Annotated in this window: 12 protein-coding genes; 9 read left to right on the top strand and 3 right to left on the bottom strand. The window is 78.1% G+C overall.

Translation table 11 applies throughout. The annotated features are described in order from the left end of the window. Position 1: 1 nt before the first annotated feature. Positions 2-1,027 (bottom strand): hypothetical protein, encoded by a 1,026-nt coding sequence (locus ACQPYD_RS09040; RefSeq protein WP_433700555.1) that lies wholly within the window; start codon positions 1,025-1,027, stop codon positions 2-4. Positions 1,028-1,291: 264 nt separating this feature from the next. Between ACQPYD_RS09040 and cas6 the strand changes: the two genes are divergently transcribed. Continuing rightward, on the top strand, positions 1,292-2,251 hold the full coding sequence (gene cas6 / locus ACQPYD_RS09045; protein ID WP_433700556.1) for a CRISPR system precrRNA processing endoribonuclease RAMP protein Cas6: 960 nt from the start codon (positions 1,292-1,294) through the stop codon (positions 2,249-2,251). A 255-nt stretch (positions 2,252-2,506) separates the two neighbouring features. Here cas6 and ACQPYD_RS09050 read toward each other — a convergent pair whose 3' ends face one another. Then, positions 2,507-2,686 (bottom strand): hypothetical protein, encoded by a 180-nt coding sequence (locus ACQPYD_RS09050; RefSeq protein ID WP_433700557.1) that lies wholly within the window; start codon positions 2,684-2,686, stop codon positions 2,507-2,509. 362 nt (positions 2,687-3,048) lie between these two features. Here ACQPYD_RS09050 and ACQPYD_RS09055 point away from each other — a divergent pair, with 362 nt between their 5' ends. The 6 genes from ACQPYD_RS09055 (at position 3,049) to ACQPYD_RS09080 (ending at position 12,699) form a co-directional block, all read left to right on the top strand. Next, positions 3,049-4,953, top strand: coding sequence for a hypothetical protein (locus tag ACQPYD_RS09055; RefSeq protein ID WP_433700558.1), 1,905 nt, complete (start codon positions 3,049-3,051; stop codon positions 4,951-4,953). Beyond that, positions 4,950-5,633, top strand: coding sequence for a hypothetical protein (locus tag ACQPYD_RS09060; protein ID WP_433700559.1), 684 nt, complete (start codon positions 4,950-4,952; stop codon positions 5,631-5,633). Before ACQPYD_RS09055 ends, ACQPYD_RS09060 begins: the two co-directional genes overlap by 4 nt. 82 nt (positions 5,634-5,715) lie before the next feature. Then, the gene (locus ACQPYD_RS09065; protein ID WP_433700560.1) at positions 5,716-7,953 is read left to right on the top strand and encodes a hypothetical protein; all 2,238 of its coding nucleotides are present in this window, start codon (positions 5,716-5,718) and stop codon (positions 7,951-7,953) included. Then, the gene (locus tag ACQPYD_RS09070) at positions 7,950-9,602 is read left to right on the top strand and encodes an RAMP superfamily CRISPR-associated protein (protein WP_433700562.1); all 1,653 of its coding nucleotides are present in this window, start codon (positions 7,950-7,952) and stop codon (positions 9,600-9,602) included. The genes ACQPYD_RS09065 and ACQPYD_RS09070 overlap by 4 nt, the downstream gene beginning before the upstream one ends. Positions 9,603-9,661: 59 nt before the next feature. Next, complete coding sequence (locus ACQPYD_RS09075; protein WP_433700563.1) at positions 9,662-10,423, top strand: hypothetical protein; 762 nt, start codon at positions 9,662-9,664, stop codon at positions 10,421-10,423. 158 nt (positions 10,424-10,581) lie between these two features. Further along, entirely contained in the window at positions 10,582-12,699 is a 2,118-nt protein-coding gene (locus tag ACQPYD_RS09080; RefSeq protein WP_433702001.1) for a TIGR03986 family type III CRISPR-associated RAMP protein, read from the top strand. 122 nt (positions 12,700-12,821) lie between these two features. On the opposite strand, the gene ACQPYD_RS09085 is transcribed toward ACQPYD_RS09080, so the two are convergent. After that, complete coding sequence (locus tag ACQPYD_RS09085) at positions 12,822-13,973, bottom strand: hypothetical protein (protein ID WP_433700565.1); 1,152 nt, start codon at positions 13,971-13,973, stop codon at positions 12,822-12,824. 376 nt (positions 13,974-14,349) lie between these two features. Here ACQPYD_RS09085 and ACQPYD_RS09090 point away from each other — a divergent pair, with 376 nt between their 5' ends. Both ACQPYD_RS09090 and ACQPYD_RS09095 read left to right on the top strand, forming a co-directional pair. Then, the gene (locus ACQPYD_RS09090) at positions 14,350-14,724 is read left to right on the top strand and encodes a hypothetical protein (protein WP_267949013.1); all 375 of its coding nucleotides are present in this window, start codon (positions 14,350-14,352) and stop codon (positions 14,722-14,724) included. 153 nt (positions 14,725-14,877) lie between these two features. Then, positions 14,878-17,040 carry a CRISPR-associated protein gene (locus ACQPYD_RS09095; protein WP_433700566.1) on the top strand — a complete coding sequence of 721 codons (2,163 nt, stop codon included), beginning with the start codon at positions 14,878-14,880 and terminating at the stop codon, positions 17,038-17,040. Positions 17,041-17,333 lie beyond the last annotated feature (293 nt).

Here is a 17,333-nt window from a genome sequence, read left to right on the forward strand (position 1 = left end):
GTCAGCGGGAGCCCTCTCGGGGGCCCGCGGCGGCCAGGGCCGCGGCCAGGTCGTGCAGCAGCTCCGGCAGGTGGGGCGCGTTGCGCGCGATCCGGTCCCAGGCGAGGGCCGTCCGATCGAGCTGCTGCCGGGTGGTCGGCTCGCCCGTCCCCAGCCTGGCGGCGCGCCGTTCCGCCCGCCGGAACGACGAGGCGGCCGCCCACACGGCCGCCGACACCACCGGGCGGAAGAGCCCCTTGCCGCGCACGTCCAGCACCGCCTCCACCGACCAGCGGCCGTCCGCCCCGGCGGTCGGCGCCAGCCAGGCGTCGACCTCGGCGACGGCGTGGCGGGCGCGCAGGCGGGCCGGACGGCCGCCGCCCCGGCCGGAGACCGCCGAGTACCAGTCACCGGTGGAGAACCGGAGCTCTCCCGCCGCGGACCGCAGCCAGGCGCCCCTGCCGGGCAGCCTCACCTCGGCGGCCCAGGTGAGCAGGCCCGCGGGCGCGTCGTGGGTGACGGTCCCCCAGGTGACCGGCGGCTCGGTCCCGCCGGCCGCGTCGGGCATGCTGAAGTCCACGGAGGAGGTGCCCGTCTCGTCCCAGGCCGTGACGGTCAGCCCGGTACCGCTCCACCCCTTCTCCTCGTCGTCGGCGGGTTCGACGGGCACGCCCTCGGGTGAGAGCTCGGCCAGGAGGTAGTGGCTCCGGGGCGCGAGGTGCCGCCCGGTCTGCAGCTGGAGGGCGAGCTCCGCGGCGGCCACCTCCAGTTCGTCGGCCTCCGCCGCCGTCCGGGGGGAGCCCTCGCGCAACCGCGCGGCGGCGGCGCGCCGCTCCTCGCGCAGTTCCTCGGCCGACTCCCGGTCGACCAGCCCCAGCTCGTCCGCCCGCGCCACCAGGCGCTCCCACGACTCCGGGTCGGGGGGGAGCAGCCATCCCCGGCCGTCGAACCGGCAGCTCCGGGCGACCTCGTGCAGGGCGGAGACGATCCGCCCGACCACCTCCCGGTCCACTGCGGTGATGTCGAAGGTGTGGCTCAGGCGGGGCACGGCGTCTCCGGTGTCGTGGGCGGTCGGCGGGGCGCGTCGCGTACGCCTGCAAGCGTACGCACCCGGAGCGCCCGCCGGGGCACGGGAGGCGCCGGCCGGCCCGGCACGTCGGCGGGACGGTCGCGAGCCGCGACCGGCGGACGGCGCCGCGCCTGGTGGAGACGGCCGGGGACCGGGAGCGGGCCCGCCCCGCGACTGTCCGAGAGAAGTCCTCGGTGAACCGAGGACGGCGCGCACCGGACGCCGTCACGACCACGCGAAGGGGTGGTGCCCGTGCCGAGACGGTGGACCGTGATCCTGCGTGACCTGTCGGACACGGCGCGGCCGATCCGGCCCGAGGACTGCCACGGCCTCCTCAACCGGTGGTGGCCGCAGCCCCCGGAGGAGCACGCGGCGGCCAAGCGGTGGTCCATGAACGGGTGGCCGCGCCCCCTGGGCGACCGCCTGCACCACTGGACCCTGACCTGGCTCGACGACGAGGTCCCGCCCTCCCTGGACCCGGAGGACCTGGTCGGCGACCCGCAGCGGATCGGCGACCACCTGCTGGTGCCCCTCTCGGTGACGCGCACGCACGAGCGCACCTACGCCCAGATGCTCGTCGAGCCGCGGGGCCCGTCGGCGGTGCGCGCCGCCGAGGTGCGCAGCCGGACGCCCGTCGTCATGACCACCCGCGACGCCACGGGCGAGCGCATACCGCACATCTGGCCCAGCCCGCGGCGGCTCTTCGGAGCCGTGCACCGCTCGGGCGGCGGGATCGTCGGAGGCAGCGGGGCCGTCGGCGCCGTGGCGCGGTTCGCGCCGCCGGCCCTCGCCGAGAACTGGCTCGAACTCGTCCTGGGCGGCATGGCCCAGGTGCGCCGCACGCCCCTGCCGGGGGAGGAGGTGCGGCTGGCCGAGCACCACCACGCCGAGAACCGCACCGTCCTGGGCTGGCACGGCGGCTTCAGGCTGGAGATGGCCGGCGGCGACCGGCGCCACTCCGACGCCTTCGCCACCCTCCTCGAACTCCTCGAGCTCGCCGGTGTCGGCAAGTACACCGCCCAGGGCTTCGGCTCGGTGCGCGTGGACACGGTCACCTGCGGCCGGCCGTTCGCGGAGGCGCCCGTGTCCCGCGCGCGCAGGATGCCGAACCGGGTGGCCCGGCGCACCCCCCAGCGGGTGGGGGACACCCACGTCCGCGCCGTCGCCGAGGCCGAGGAGTTCGGCGGCACGCTGTTCGACTGACCCCCAGACCGCCGGTTCCCGCCCGAGGACGGCGGGCGGGGACCGGTGCCCGACCAGGTCCGGCCGCGCCGGCTCCCACCCCGTGGACGGGGGTGGGAGCCGGTGCCCCCTCCCCGCCGTGTCCCCGCCGGTCGTGTGTGCCGGCGCCCCTCGCCCCGCCGGTCGTGTGTGCCGGAGGCCGCTCCCGGAGGCGCCGAAGCCGCTGCCCGGCCGGGCAGCGGCTTCGGCCCGCGGCGCCGCCCGGCCCCGCGCGACTCAGGCGTGCGGGGCCCCTCCCTCCGGCGCCGTCCGCCCGGTGTCCCGGTCCCGGAGCGCGCGGGCCAGCCCCCGCAGGTGCGGCACGAGCTCGCGGGGGACGAGCTCGGGCGCGTCCGCGGGAGGGGCGTGCGGGTCGGGGCCGCGCAGAGCGATCGTCTCGGACGTGTGCGGTGCCATGGGGAGACCTCCGTGCCGGGGAAGGGCGGTGCACCCAGCTCTCTCGGACAGAGCCCCGGTCCCGGGCGGGCCGACGGCCCCCGGAGGGGCGGCCTCCGGGCCCGGCACCACCACGCGGCCGAGGCCCGGCGTCGACGGCCCCCGGAGGGGCGGCCTCCGGGCCCTGCACCACCACGCGGCCGAGGCCCGGCGTCGACCGCCCCCGGAGGAGCGGCCCCCGGGCCCGGGTGGTATCCGTGGTCTCCCGGCCGGTGGAGGGCGGGCACCGTCCGAGAGGAGTCCCCGGGAGGCGGCCCCGCGCGGCCCGAGCCCTCCCCTCCCCGCGCCCTTCCCCGCACCCGCCGACGAGGAGACCCGACACGGTGACCCCCGTTCCCGCACCGCACAGCCCGCCCGGCGCCGCCCCGGACGCAGGGGGGCCGCCGCCCAGCGGTGTGGTGGTCGGCGTCGACCTGCGCGGCATCCAGGCCTACGTGTACAGCGGGCGCCGCATCCTGGACGCGGTGGGGCGGGCGGCGCTCGTCGCCGAGCTGACCGACACCTCCGACGCCGAGCACGGGATCGCCGACCTGGTTCCCCCCGGCTGCGTGGTCCTGCGCGACGCGGGAGGGGCGCTCACGGCGGTCTTCCCGGACGCGGCGGCCGCGCGCCGGTTCACGGCCCGCTACACGCGGCGGCTGCGCGACCGCGCGGGCGACCTGACCCCCGTGGTCGCGCACGTCCCCTACGGTGCGGCGGAGGTCGCGGGCCCGGGGGCGCCGGCGGACGGCGGACCGGGCGCCGCGGCGGCCCCCGCGCCCGTCGCCGGGGTCGACGCGGCCCTGGCGGTCCTCCCGCAGAGGCTGCGGGAGGCCAGGCGGCACATGTCGGCGCTGCACACACCGGCCCACGGATACGGCATCACCGCGGTCTGCTCCGTCAGCGGCGGCCCGGCCGAGACGGTGGACAGCAGCCGGGCCCAGGACGACCACCCCGACGTGCACGAGCGGGTGGCGGCCGACGTCGCCAGGGCCCGGGGGATCGGCCGCCGCTGGCACCGCGCCCACAGCGCGGACTGGCTGGCCGGAGCCGCCACCGCCACCGGTGCGCCCGCGCTCGCGCTCCCGATGGAGGTCGACCGGCTCGGCCGCGACCACGGCGAGGTCAGCAGGATCGCGGTGGTCCACATCGACGTCAACGGGCTCGGGATCATCCTGGGCTCCTACCGCGAGCGCGCGGGGGACCCCCGCGTGCCCGGCTCCGGGGCGATGGCCCAGCGCCTCCTGTCCGGACGCATCGCCGGCCTCACCGAGGGACTGGCCCGGGTCCTGGTGCGCGCGGTGGCCGCCACGGTGCGGGCCGAGCCCGGTCGGGCCCCCGTCATCCCGGGCGCCGGCGCCGCCCGGCCCGTCACCCTCCACCACGTCCCGCCCGGCCCCGTCCGGATTCCGGTGCGCCCCATCGTGGTCGCCGGGGACGACCTCACCGTCCTGTGCGACGCCCGCCTGGCCCTGAGCCTGGCCCGCTACGCGCTCGACTGGCTCGACGCCGACCCGGAGCGGATCGGCGACCCCCGCGACCCCCGAGTGGCGCTGCACCGCGCGCTCGCCGGGGCCCACGGCGGACCGGCGGGCGCGGGCCGGACCGTGCGCCGCCCCGACGGGGGCGAGCACACCACCTCCGTGCCCACGGTCGGGGTGGGGATCGCGGTCCAGCCGGTCGGCGCGCCCCTCTCCCTGGGCTACGACCTGTGCGAGGCGATGTGCCGCAGGGCCAAGGAGCACAGGGTCGCGCTCGCCGAGGCCGACCCCGGGGCGCCGGACGAGCACGCCGTCGCCTGGACGACGCGGTTCGACGGCGTCGACCGGGTCCTGCGCCGCCTCGACGGCGCCCGCCTGGCGCCCGTCCCCCGCACCGGGCTGCCGTTGACCGGGACCGGGTTCGCCCGCTTCCTCGACCGGTACCTGTCGGCGTCCGCCCCCGGCAGCCTGCTCGCGGAGGGGGACGCCCGGCGGCGGAGCTGGCTGGTCTCGTCCCTCGTGCCCCTGCTGGAGTCGGGCGCCGACCCCGGCCCCGAGCTCGCCCGCCGCGCCCGTGTGACCGGCGGCCCCGTCGGTCTCCCCCGAGGGTGGACCCCCGGCGCGCTGCTCGACGCGGTCGAGGTGATGGACCTGTACCTGGACCCCGGGCTGGCGGCGGCGCTCGATCCCCGCCGGCCCCGGCCGCGGGGGAGCGCGGGTCCCGGCGGCCCGCACCCCCCGGCTCCGCCGGGGGGTGCGCGGACGTGAGCCCCCCGGACCGCATCGTCGTGCGTCTGGCCTCCCCCGCGCTGTTCGTCGGCGCGAGCGCGGACGGGACGGGCGCGGACACGGACGTGGTCACCGACGAGCACGGTCTGCCCTACCTGCCGCGCCACCGCCTCGCGGCCAGGCTGCGCGCGGGGGCGGCCGACGCGCTGGGGGCGGCCCCGGAGCTGGCCGCCGCGTGCGACGAGGTGTTCGGCCGGAGGCGCTCCCACGGCGCGGACCGGATGCTGCGGGTGGGTCACGCCGTCCTGGGCGAGGACGTCCGCTCGGCAGTCGCGCGCGCCCTGGCCGGCCGGGACGAACCCCTGCGCTCCGTCCTGCGCCGGGCGGTCACGGACGCGTACACCGCCCTGGAGTCGGGGACCGCCGTCGGACCGGACGGGGCCCCCGAGCCGGGGAGGCTGCGCACGAACCGGGTGCTCCTGCCGGGGCCGACCCTGTCCGCGACGCTGACCTGGGCGACCGCCCCCGGAGAGGCGCACTGGCGGCTGCTGGCCAGGGCCTGCCTGGCCACCACCCGGATCGGGCTGAGGACCACGCGCGGACGGGGCCGGGTGGACGTGCGCCTGTCCGGGGCGGACGGGGACGACCCGCACGAGGTCACGCTCCGCCTGGCCGCGCCGGTGAGGAAGGGGCCGGACCGGGAAGGGGTACGTATGTGAACACCGGCCCCCTCCAGGACGCGTCCCACGGCCGGCGCCCCGCCCCCGCGGCGGGCACCGCGCCGCCCGCGGTGGTGGGCGCGTGAACCCGCTCCCCGCCACCGGTTACCTGCCGCTGCGCTACGTGCTCACCGACACCCTGGCGGTGCGCACCTCCCTCGACCCGCTGCGGATCGACTCGGAGCACTCCATCGGCGGGCGCGCCCAGCGCGGCATGCTCGCCGCCGCGCTCCGGCGCGCCGGCCGCGAGCGCGAGCTGCTCGACTGGGTCGCCCGCGGCGACCGGATCCGCTTCGCCCCCGCCTACCCGCGCCTCGAACCGGGGGCCGACCCGGGCCTCCCCGCGGACTCGGCTCCGGCGCGGGCGCTCGTGGCCTACCCGGCCCCCGCCCACCTCTACACACCGGGCAAGAACGGCGACACCACCGTCGACGTCTTCGCGGGCACCGACCCCGCCACCCCCTACCGGGCCGTTCGCGGACACGTCACCCTCGACCGCTCCCTGCGCGCCGCCGTGCGCACCACCGCCGAGCAGTACCTCGGCCGGTCCCGCACGGGCGACCGGTCCCAGGGGGTCCCCTTCTTCGCGACCACCGTCGACCCAGGCCAGGTCTTCGAGGCCCGTTGGCAGCTGCTAGCCGCCGACGGCGGCTCCCTCCGCGACCTCGCCGAGCGCGTCGCCGAGGTCCTCGACGAGGCGGACGGCACCCTCACCCTCGGCTCCGGCGGGACCCGGGCCCACGGCGGCGTCAGCGTGGCCCCCGCGGACCCGCGCCGGCTGCTGTCGCCCGACCGGGTCGCGCACCCGCACCCGCGCCACTGGCCCCCCGGCGCCCCCCTCGACCTCCTGCTGCTCTCCCCGGCCCTGCTGGTCGGCGAGGAGGGCCAGTCCAGCCCGCGGGCGCTGGTGCCCGCAGTGCTCGACCTCCTCGCCCGCCGCCTCCCCGGCTCCGGAGCCAGGGTGCTCGCCCACCACGTGGAGGCCGGGCTGCTCGGCGCCTACCACCGGGGCTACCGGGGGCCGATGGCGCAGCGGTGGGCGGCCGTGCCGGGCGCGGTGGTGCGCCTGCGGCTCGACGGCGGCCTGACCGCGGACCAGGCCCGCGACCTGGAGGCCCACCCGCTGGGCGAACGGGTGGTGGACGGCCACGGCCAGTTCACGCTCCTCCCGGTCCCGCCGGGCGGGCCCCGCCCCCTCGCGCCGACCGCCGTCCCCCTCGCGTCGGCCCCGTCCACGGGCCGGGCCCCCGCGCGTGTCCCGCCCGCGCCGGCGTCCGCCGGGGCGGTTCCGGCGGTCCCGGCGGCTTCTGTGGTTCCTGTGTCTCCTGCGGTCCCAACGGTCCCTGCGGTCCCAGCGTCTCCTGTGGCCCCTATGGTGCCTGAGGCTCCTGAGGCTCCTGAGGCTCCTGAGGCGCCTGCGGTCCCTGTGTCTCCTGCGGTGCCGGAGGCTCCTGCGCCCCATGTTGTCCCTGTGGTGTCAGAGTCTCCTGCGTCCCCAGCGGCTTCTGTGCCCCCTGTGATCCCAGCATCTCCTGTGACCCCTGTGGTGCCTGAGGGCCCAACGGTCCCGGTGGCCCCAACGGTCCCGGTGACCCCTGCGTCCTCTGTGACCCCTGTGGTGCCGGAGGCACCTGTGGTCCCTGTGGTCCCGGAGGCTCCTGTGGTCCCTGCGATCCCGGCCGCCACGGGCGGGGAGGGCGGGCTCGAGGAGCTCTACGACGAACTCCTGTGGAACGCCGCCTCCCGTCCGGTCCGCGACCACGCACGCTCCCTCGCCCGGGACTCCGCCCGGGGGCTCGCCCCCCTCACGCCCAGCCTGCTCGGACGCCTCCGCGAGGTTGTGGGCCACCCCCACCGCACGCCCGAGGACGCGCTGACCGCCCTCGGCCGCACCGTCTCCGGCCGTGCGCGCGGCCGGGCCGACCGGGCGGGCACGCACAAGGCCCTGCACGACCGCGCCGTCCGCGCCCTCGCCGGGGCCCGGCTGTCCCGGCCCGGCCGGCCCGGTCCCGTCTCCGTGCAGTCCTGGCTCGGAGCCCTGGCCGACGGTGGCGCGGCCGCCGCGTGGTGGCGCGACAACAGGCCCGAGCCCCCGGACAGCCCCGCCTACTCCCGGGCGCTCGCCGCCGTCGACCTCTCCCTCACCGACGGCCTGCCGCCCCGCGACCACCCCAGCGGGCTCTCCCCCCGTGCCCGCGTGTGGGAGCGCCGGGCCGCTCCCCGCCTGGCGCTGCTCCTCGCCTCCTCCTGGCTGTCCGAGGCCGGACGGGTCCTGCGCGCCGCCCAGGAGGGCCGCCACGAGCCTGGGGGAGGCGGTTGAGCACCCGCCCCGCCCGCCCCGGGCCGCTCTGGGAGATCGCCGTCCGGCTGTGCCTGCTCTCCGACACCCACATCGGCGCGGCCCGGGCGGTGCCCCGCCACGCTGCGGAGGGCGACGTCGACCTGCGCGTGGACCGCGACCCCCGCACGGGCGTGCCCCGGCTGCGCGCGACCACCCTGGCGGGCCTGCTGCGCCACGAACTCGCGGCCCGCACCGAGGACCCCCGCCGGGTGGGCCGGCTCTTCGGGGCGGCGGAGTCCGGACCCCCGCCCGGCGGGGAGCCGGACGCGCCCGCGGCGAGCGCCCTGGACGTCGACGACGCCGCCGCCGAGCTGCCCGAGGGCACGACCGTCGCCGTCCGCGTCGGCACCCGCGTGGACCCGGCCTCCGGTACCGTCCGCCCGGGGCTCATGTGGCAGTGGGAGGTGCTGCCGGCGGGCACCGTGTTCACCGCCCACATGCGGCTGCGCGTGCCCGCCCCCGCCGACGAGGAGCCCCTGCTCGACCTGCTGGTCCTGGCCGCCGACGGGTTCTCCGGGGAGGGCCCCGGCATCCGCGTCGGGGGGCGGACCGGGCGCGGCCACGGCGCCGTCCGCGCCACGCACTGGACCGCGGAGCGGCACGACCTCACCGACGAGCGCGCCTGGTTCGCCTACCACGCCCGGTCCTGGGCCGACCGCTGGGAGCGCGGGGCCGCGGCGCTCGCGGACGCCCCCGCCGAGCTGTCCACCGCGCTGGCCGCGCGGCTGCGCGCCCACGGGCGGGCGGCGGCGGCCGCCCGCCTGGAGGCACGCCCCGCCCGCCCCGACCGGCGCCACCGCGCCGAACTGCGCCTGACGCTGGCCGTGGCCGAGCAGCCCGATCCCGGCGGACCGCCGCCGCGCAGCCCCCGCCCCGGCCTGATCATGGTCGGCGACGTGCCCGCTCCAGAAAGGCTCGGGACCGTGGACCGGGCACACCGCCACCGCCCGGTCGTGTCCGACGCCGACAAGGCCTCCGTCCGCCTCGCGCCGGTGCTCGGGGACACCGCCCTGTTCGCCCTGTTCAAGAGGATCGGCGGCAGGCTGGTCCGGGACGCCGCCGAGCACCTCGGCGCGGAGGGGGCCCGGTGGCAGGAATGGCACGCCCACTGGTGGGGGGCGGACACCGGACCCGAGGGCGCGCGCCCGCGCCCCTCGCGGGTGCGCCTGCGGGCAGTCCCCCCTCTCAGCGGCGGCGCGCACCTGACCGCCACCCGCCTGACCGTGGACTCCCTGTTCGGCGACGCGGTGGACGGACGGGTGTTCACGAGCGACCTGCACTGCGGTGGCAGCGGCGAGGTGGTCCTGGACGTCCGCGACCCCGACGACGCGGTGCGCGGCCTGCTCGTGCTCGTCGTGCGAGAACTGGCGACGGTCCCCTTCGACACCCTCGGGGCCGGAGCGGGGAGCGGGAACGGGCGCCTGACCGCGACCCGGGCCGCCCTCACCACCTGGACCGGTGGCGGCGGGCCACCGCACCGGGTGGACCTGCTCACGGCGCTCTTCGCCCCCGGCAGCGCGGAGGCGGCCACCGCACGCGGGTGGGTGTCGGCCCTGAGGACCCGGCTCGCGCCGGGGGGCGGGGCGGCGCGGGGGGAACAGGGGGCGCGGGCCGGCGGGGAGCGGTGAGGCCGCCGCGCGCCGGGGGCGCAGGGCGGGGACGGACGACGGGACGGAAGGGAGCACAGGTGGACCACACACCCCCGAGGCCGGAGGGGCTGGCCGTCCGGCGGCTGGACGGCGGACAGGTCGAGGACGTCCTCGACGACGTCTTCACGCGCGGCGCCCGCTGCCGCCTCCTGGACACCGGGACCGACGGGATCCCCGGGGCGCCGGGGGCCCCGCAGTGGCTGCTCGCCGAACTCGGCGACGGGCGGATCACCGGCGCGTGCCCGGGCGGGCGCTGGCGCCGGTCGGACCACCCGTCCACCGCCGACCTGTCGGCCCCCGCGCTGAGGCCCGCGACCGACCGGTGGCGCGTCCTGGAGGTCCTGGTGTTCGGACCCCGCGCCCAGATCAGGCTCGGGGAGGGGGCGGAGGACGGGTGGATCAGCGCGGACGACCCCGCCCCGCTCCCGGAGTGGCTGCGCCCGCGCGACCGCTCGTTCCTCCTCCAGGGGTGGAACGGCCGGGCGCACAGCCGCACCCTCGGCGGGGACGTGCCCTTCTCGGCGACGAGCGAGCCCTCCGGCACCCGCGCAGCCCTGCCGGTGGGGTGGACCGACTTCACCGGCCGCGCCCGCCCGCGTCCGGGCGGGCGCGGCGCGGCCCTGGAGAGCGCCGGTACGTGGCTGACCGTGCGGGAGTACTGGGCGTCCGACCCCGGGACGGGGGCGGTGGGGGTGGCCTTCCACCGGCTCACGGGGATGCGGTCCGGCGCCAAGCCGACAGGACCGGAGTTCGACGTGGGCACCGGGGACGAGATCGCCGAGGAGGAGCGCCGGTGGTGAACCCCCGCGACGTCGCCTCGCGCTTCGGGGGCAGGCCGTGCCCGCCGCCGGGGGCGCCCCCCGGGCCCGCCGCCGCGGCGGACGCGGCCGCGGGCGGGCGGGGCGGGCGGTTCCGCGCCACCGCGCCCTACGGCCTGGTCGCGCTCGCCGAGACCCCCGTGCCCGCGGCCGACCTGCACGCCGGGCACGTGACGGACGACCTGCTGCGCAGCCACGACCGCACGGTGGACGGAACCCTCTCGGGGTGGATCGACCTGGCCGTCACCACGCTCACCCCCACCTTCGTCGGCCAGACCCCCGAACCCGGCCGGGTCGGCTCCTCCCTACGGTTCCCCCACGGCGAACGCCTCCTCCCCGCCCTGCCCGGTTCGAGCCTGCGCGGCCTCGTCCGCAACACCGTGCGCATGCTCACCGGCGGCGAGACCGGCCCGGTCAACACGCCGATGCTGTTCTTCCGCGCTCCCGTGCGCATCGACCCCGGCAGCGCGGACAGCGGCCTGTCCACCCGCGCACGCCAGGTCATGGCCCGGCAGCACGCCGACTACCGCAGGCGCCGCGCGGGGCTGCGCACCAGGCAGGGGTTCCTGTTCCACTCCCCGCCGGACGGCTGCTGGTACGTCGTGGAGGTCCCCGGCACCGCTGTCTCGGCCGAGCCCGGCCAGGCCCTCAAGGTGCCCTTCACGGTCCTGCGCGAGAGCCTGCGCACCTGGGACTTCGGCGTCGACGACTTTCCCGACCCGCCCCGCGGGAACACCTACGTGCCCACCGCCCACGAGCAGCACGGACGCCTCCAGCACCGGTGGGTGTACGCCGTCCACCTGCCGGGGGAGCGGCGGATCGCCGCCGTCGCCCCCACGGCCCGGCAGGCGCGGGAGCACCTCGCGGCCCTGACCGCCGGAGCGGACGGCCCCGACCGGGGAGGGGTCGTGCAGGCCCTGGTCGTGCTGACGGGGGCCGCCGCGGGGGACCGCCGCAACGCCTACCTCTTCCCCCGCCCCCGCGACCTGCGCGGGGGGCGGTTGCGTGTGCCCGGGCCCATGGTGGAGCTGTTCGAGTCGGCCGAACAGGTCACCGGCTACCAGAGGGCGGCCTTCCCCGACGGCCTGGGGGCCGGCGGCGCCGAACCGGCCCGCGAACCGGTGGCCGGGACCGGCGGCGGCGGACTGCCGCGCCGCAGCCTCGAACCCGTGTGGTTCGACGTCGACCTGTCCGGGGCGGTGGTGTCCTTCGGCCGCTCGGGCGGCTACCGCATCGCGGTCAGCGAGGACAACCCCGTCCGCCGAGCCGTCCCCGGGCCCGTGCTCGGGCCCCAGCACGGCGACCCCGACCGCGCCGGGCGCGCGGGCCGCCCGGTGGACGTGTGCCGCGCGCTGTTCGGCGACACCGACACCTTCGCCGGCGAGGCCGGGGCGTCCAAGGGGCGCGTCTCCTTCGGCAGCGCGCTCTCCTTCGACCCCGACCCGGACTACCCCGGCGGGGCGGTCCTGCGGGTGCGCCTGCTCTCGCCCCAGCGCGGCTGCTTCGCGAACTACCTGGTGCAGGGGCCCGACGCGGGGTCGGGGGACCGGCCGGACATCGTCACCTGGTCGCACGAGGGGCACGTGCGCCTGGGCGGGTACAAGGTGTACCTCCACCGCCACCCCGCGGGCGGCGCCCGCCCCTTCCGCCACGACGCGCGCGCCCAGGAGGAGCTGGACCTGACGGTGCTGGACCCCGGACACCGGGCGAAGCCGCCCCGGGACACCGAGCGCGACGTGGTCCCCCTCCGGGACGGCCTCACCTTTCACTCGCGAATCACCTTCACCAACCTCACCGACGGAGAACTCGGCGTCCTGCTGCGGGCCCTGCTGCTCGACAACCCGGTCGGAGGCGGGGATCCCGCCGACCCCGAGTACGCGCACAAGATCGGGATGGGCAAGTCGCTGGGCCTGGGGAGCGTGCACCTGGCGCCGGAGCTGTACCTGGTGGACCGGCGCGCCCGCGCCCTGGACCTGGACCCGTCCGCCGGGGTCGCCCGGGCCACCGACGACCAGGTCAGGGGGTTCCTCGACGCCTTCGACGGCGCTCTGGCGGCGCGGCGGCTGCCCGGCGGGCCCGGCCCGGAACGGTGGCGCGAGGTGGAGCAGGCGCGCGACGTGTGCCTGGCCGGCCGGTGGCGCGGACGCCTGCCCCTGGAGGAGACGGCGGTGATGTCCTTGCGCGAGTTCGCCGAGTACCCCGTCCTCCCCCCGCTGGCCAGGCGCTTCTCCGACGCGGGGCGGGGGCCGGGGGCCTGAGCGGCGAGGGGTCCTTCCGGCGCGCCGCGCGGAAGGGCCCCGGCCCGGGGCACGGTTCGTCGACCGGACCCGCCGCGGGCCGGTGCGGTGCGGGGGCGCGCCCCGGGCCGCCCGGGGAGGCCCTATCTGTCGATGGCCTCCGCCAGGGCCTCCACGAGGTCCGCTCGCAGGTCGGGATCGTCCTGGGCCCCCGCCCACAGGGCGGGGACGTCGTTCCCCTCGTCGAGCAGCCGGCACAGCAGGGTTTCCAGGGCGCCCTGCGGGTCGGCGTCGAAGGCCGACCGCGACTCCTGGGCCCGCGTCGTCAGCGCGAGGCCGGTACGGCGCAGCCAGGAGCGCTCCGCCTCGCTCAGCACCTCGCGCCGCCGGGAGGGGTCCTCCGCGGGTTCCGCCGGGTCGGTGTCGGGGACGGGGGAGTAGGGGGCGCTGCGGGCCCGGCCGCGCGCCTGCTGCACCAGCGCGAAGTGCCGGGGCATGGTCGTGGCCATCCGCCCCAGCACACCGGTCAGCCGGCGGGCGACGTCCTCGCCGTTCAGTTCGGGCAGGAGGCCGCGGAGCACGAGGCGTCGCCGCTGGTCGGGGGTGCGGCCCGGGTCGGCGTCGCGCCCGGCGGCCAGCTCGGCCAGCTTGCGCAGCAGGTAGTCGCCCGTGGCGGTCGAGACCATGGGCGGCTCCTTGACGGCGGTGAGCGTGCGGCCGTGCAGGTCGGCGACCGGCACGGCGCTGCCGTCCTCCGTGAAGGAGACCGTCTCGCCCGGGTGGATGTCCTCGGGCAGGTCGGCGGCGGGGTTGCCCCAGCCCGCGGTGAGCACCAGCATGGCGAGCGCCTCCTGGTCGACCACGTCCGTGGCGACCAGGGCGACGTCGCGGCGCTGCGCCCAGCGGCGCGGGCGCTCGGAGAACGCGCAGCGGATCCGGCCGTCGGGCGCGCTCTGCGGGTAGACGCGGCGCAGGTTCTTGTAGGAGCGGTCCCGGCGCACGTCGTCCAGGGCGTCGCGCAGCCGGTGCGCGGCGGTGCGGTCCACACCCGCGGCGCCGGGCGCGGCACGCCGCATGCGCACGGCGATGACGCCGTCGGGATCCGCCCCGTGCACCGGGCACGGGCAGTGCTCGGCGCACAGGTCGACGTAGTCGCAGAACTGTTCGGAGTGGCCCGAGCAGCCCTGCGCGGTTCCGTCCGAGGAGCACGGCCCGCACCCCAGGACGCGCGTGAAGACGCGAAGGAAGGCGGCGGAGCCGAACAGCTCCCAGGCGGAGCAGTGGTGCGTGCTCACGAACTCTTCTCCCCGGGTGTTCCGGGGCCGGTTGCTTTCCCAGCCCTCCGGGAAAGCACATGTGAAAGAGACGTGAGACCTCAGGTGACACCCCCGCGCGAACGGGAGGTCGTATAGCAAAATAGGGCCACACATAGGGAAATGTCAATTCTTGGGCTGGATTATCAGGTTGCATAAACCAGTCCTGGTGCTGATGAAATGGACATTCGAAACAAGGGCCCCACTTCTTTCCCGGGGTCGGCCCGGTGCGCACGTCCGCCGACCCCCCGCGCGTGTGTCCGAGAGACTGCGGTGAAGGCCTTGGACCGGTGCGCGGTACGGCCGGACCCGGCACGCCGGCCGGCCGCCGCGGACCGAGACGAACGGAGGGTGCCGGATGCCGGTGGTCAACCTGACGCCGCATGCGGTGACGGTCGTGGACGAGAGCTCCCGCGTCATCCGCCGCTGGCCGGGGTCCGACGCGCCGGCCAGGGTCGAGGCGGTGCGCGTGCCCGTCGGGCTGGAGGTGGCCGGGGTGCCGCTGATGGCCGAGGAGCGCACCAGGGCCAACCTGCCCGAGCCGCAGGACGGGGTGTGGTTCATCGTGTCCTCCGTCGTCGGCTCCGCCCACCCCGAGCGCCGCGACCTCCTGGTCCCCTCCGACCTCGTGCGCGACGGCAAGGGCGTGGTGACCGCCTGCCGCTCCTTCGTGATCAGCGGTTCACCGGTGCGCGGGAGGGCCCCGGCCGCGGAGGAGAGGGTCGGGGCCTGACCGCCCGGCCTCCCCGCCCGGCCCCGGGGCGACCGCTTCCGCCCCGCCTCTCCCCGGGGCCCGACCGGCCGGCGCCCGCCCTGGAGAAAGGGCGGATCCCGGCAGTAGCTTGTGCGTACCGAAACCGCCCCCGCCCCCCGTGCGAAGGACAATGTGGACAGTCCCCGAACCGCCGTCGTGCTCGTCGGGCAGAACCCCACCCCGGCCCTGCTGTCCTCGCTCACCCTCCCCGCCGACCGCCTGGTCCTGCTCGGCAGCGACGGAACCCTCCCCGTCGCGCACCGGGTCGCCCGCGCGGTGGAACGGCTCGCCGACAGGGCGTCGGTGCGGGTGGCCAGCGTGGGACCCGACCCGCACGACTTCGGGCCGGTCACCGACACCCTCGCCGCGTTCCACCGGGACAACGGGGGAGAACCCTGGTTCCTCGACTACACCGGCGGGACCAAGGTGATGAGCGTGGCCGCCGCGCTCTTCCACGAACAGGCGCTGCCCCCCGACAGACACCCCCGGGCCCCCGGCTGGCGCCACTACCTCGACGCCCAGCGCGACGTCCTGCGCACCGCGGACGGCTCCCGTCCGGGACGCCCCGTGGTCGGCGACGGCGTCGACCTGCGCACCCTGGCCGGGATCCACGGCGCCCGCTGGCTCGACGACCGCGACCCCGAACCCGTCCGCCTCTTCGTCCAGGGCGGCAAGCAGGCGCTCCTCGCGCGGTTCCCCGACATGTCCCCGGCGGTGCGCCGGGGCGTCGTCGCCGAGGGCCGGGTCCTCTCCCACCTGCTGCGGCACACGCGCCGCCACCGGGGCACGGAGGTGCTCGGCCCCCGGCAGGTCGCCGACCCGCTCCACCCCGGCGGAGCCGTCGCCGACTTCGACGCGGTCGTCCGCTACCGCCACCGCGTGCTGTGCGTCGAGGCCAAGTCCCGCCCCGACGACGTGGTGGCCCGAGCCGGGTGGACCGTGACCAAGGCCCGCCGGGTCTTCGGCGGAGCGGTCCAGGTGCTGTTCGTCCACTCCGGTCCCGCGGTCCCGGGGCTGCGGGACCGGGTCACCGCGTACAACCCCGCGCTGAGCGCGCGCAGCGTCCACGTGTGGAGCCTGGACGACCTGCTCGCCCGGCTCACCTCGTTCGAGGAGGTCCGCAAGGCGTTCTTCCCGGGCCTGGGCGCCCCGCCGCGTCGCGGCGGTGGCGCGCGGCCGCCCGCGCCGCCGGAGCCGCGTCCGGACGGGGCGGAGCCGCCCGAACGCCACCCCGGGCCGGGGGACGGCCCCCTGCTGGTCACCTCCCTGGGCGGCAGCCGCATGGGGACCCTCACCGCGGTGCACGCCCACCGCCCCGCCGACACGCTCGTCCTGCCCTCCCGGCAGAGCGTCCTGACCGGCGTGCGCGAGGCCGCCGCGCGCACGCTGCACGCGGCCGAGAACCCCGGCGCGGTCCGGCCCGGGGCCGCCGAGCTGAAGGAGGGCGGCTACCGCGACCGCGTGCGCTTCACCCCGGAGCCGGTGGACGGGTCCGACACGGAGGCGGTCACCGGGGTCGCCCGGCGGTGGATCGCCGAACAGCGGTCCGGCGGGGCGGCGGCGCCGGTGGTCGTCGACATCACCACCGGGACCAAGGCGATGAGCCTCGGCCTGGCACTGGCCGCGCGCCGGTCGGGCGCCTGCGTCACCTACCAGCTCGGTCGCAGGCGCACCGTGGTCTGCATGACCCACGGCTCCGTGCCCCTGAGGGGGCGCGCCGCCGTGGACTGGCCGCTGCTCCTTCCGGGGTACTCGCCCCTGACCGGCCCCCTGGCGGGGTGGGCGTGCGGGGAGGCCCGCGACCAGGTCGACGCCGACCTGCTCGACGCGGCACGCGACGCCCTGGTCCGGGCGGCCGGGGGCGCCGTCGGGGTGTGGGCGGACGCCTCGCTCGGCCACCCGGTGGAGTGCCTGTCCGCGCAGGAGCGGCCCAGCCTCGTGCTCACCTTCGGCGACCGGGCCGTGGGGCTGGCCGCCCCCGGCTGGTCCCGCCGCCGCACCCCCGGGGGCGGCGCGCACCCGGTGGGCCGGGGCGCGTGGGCGCAGAGCGTGTTCTCCGCGACCCTGCTCCTCAACACCGGCTGTGACGTGGCGGGGACCGTGGTCGCCCTGACCCGGCCCGGCGGGGACGTCAGCCGCGCCGTCGAACTGGTCGACTGGATCACCCAGACCGAGGGGGAGGGGCGGGGGCGCCACGCGCGGATCGGCTTCGGCGAGCCCCTGCGCCCGCTGGTGGCGGTGGCCTCCCCGGAGGACCTCCCGGACCTGTTCGACACCGACGTCACCCTGCTCTGAGTCCGGGCCGGGGTCCGGGACGCGGTCCCGTGCACTCCGGTCCGCCCGCCTCCCTCCGCCCGCGGCCCGGCGGGACGGCCCCCCGCCGCGAGAGGGCGACCGCCCGGCCGGAGGCGGCCCTCCGGGGCCGCCACTTCTGTTTTCCGGGACGGCGCCGGACCGGCGGGTGGATCGCCCGGGGTCCGTACGGCACCCTCTCCGGTGAGGGACGAGCCGGTCCCGGTGTGACACGGCCGCCGCGCGGGGGCGCGGGGACAGGAACGGAGCCGCGCGTGGGCAGGGGAGCAGCGGGC

This window comes from Nocardiopsis sp. CA-288880, from assembly GCF_050955985.1.
Lineage (GTDB): Bacteria > Actinomycetota > Actinomycetes > Streptosporangiales > Streptosporangiaceae > Nocardiopsis > Nocardiopsis tropica.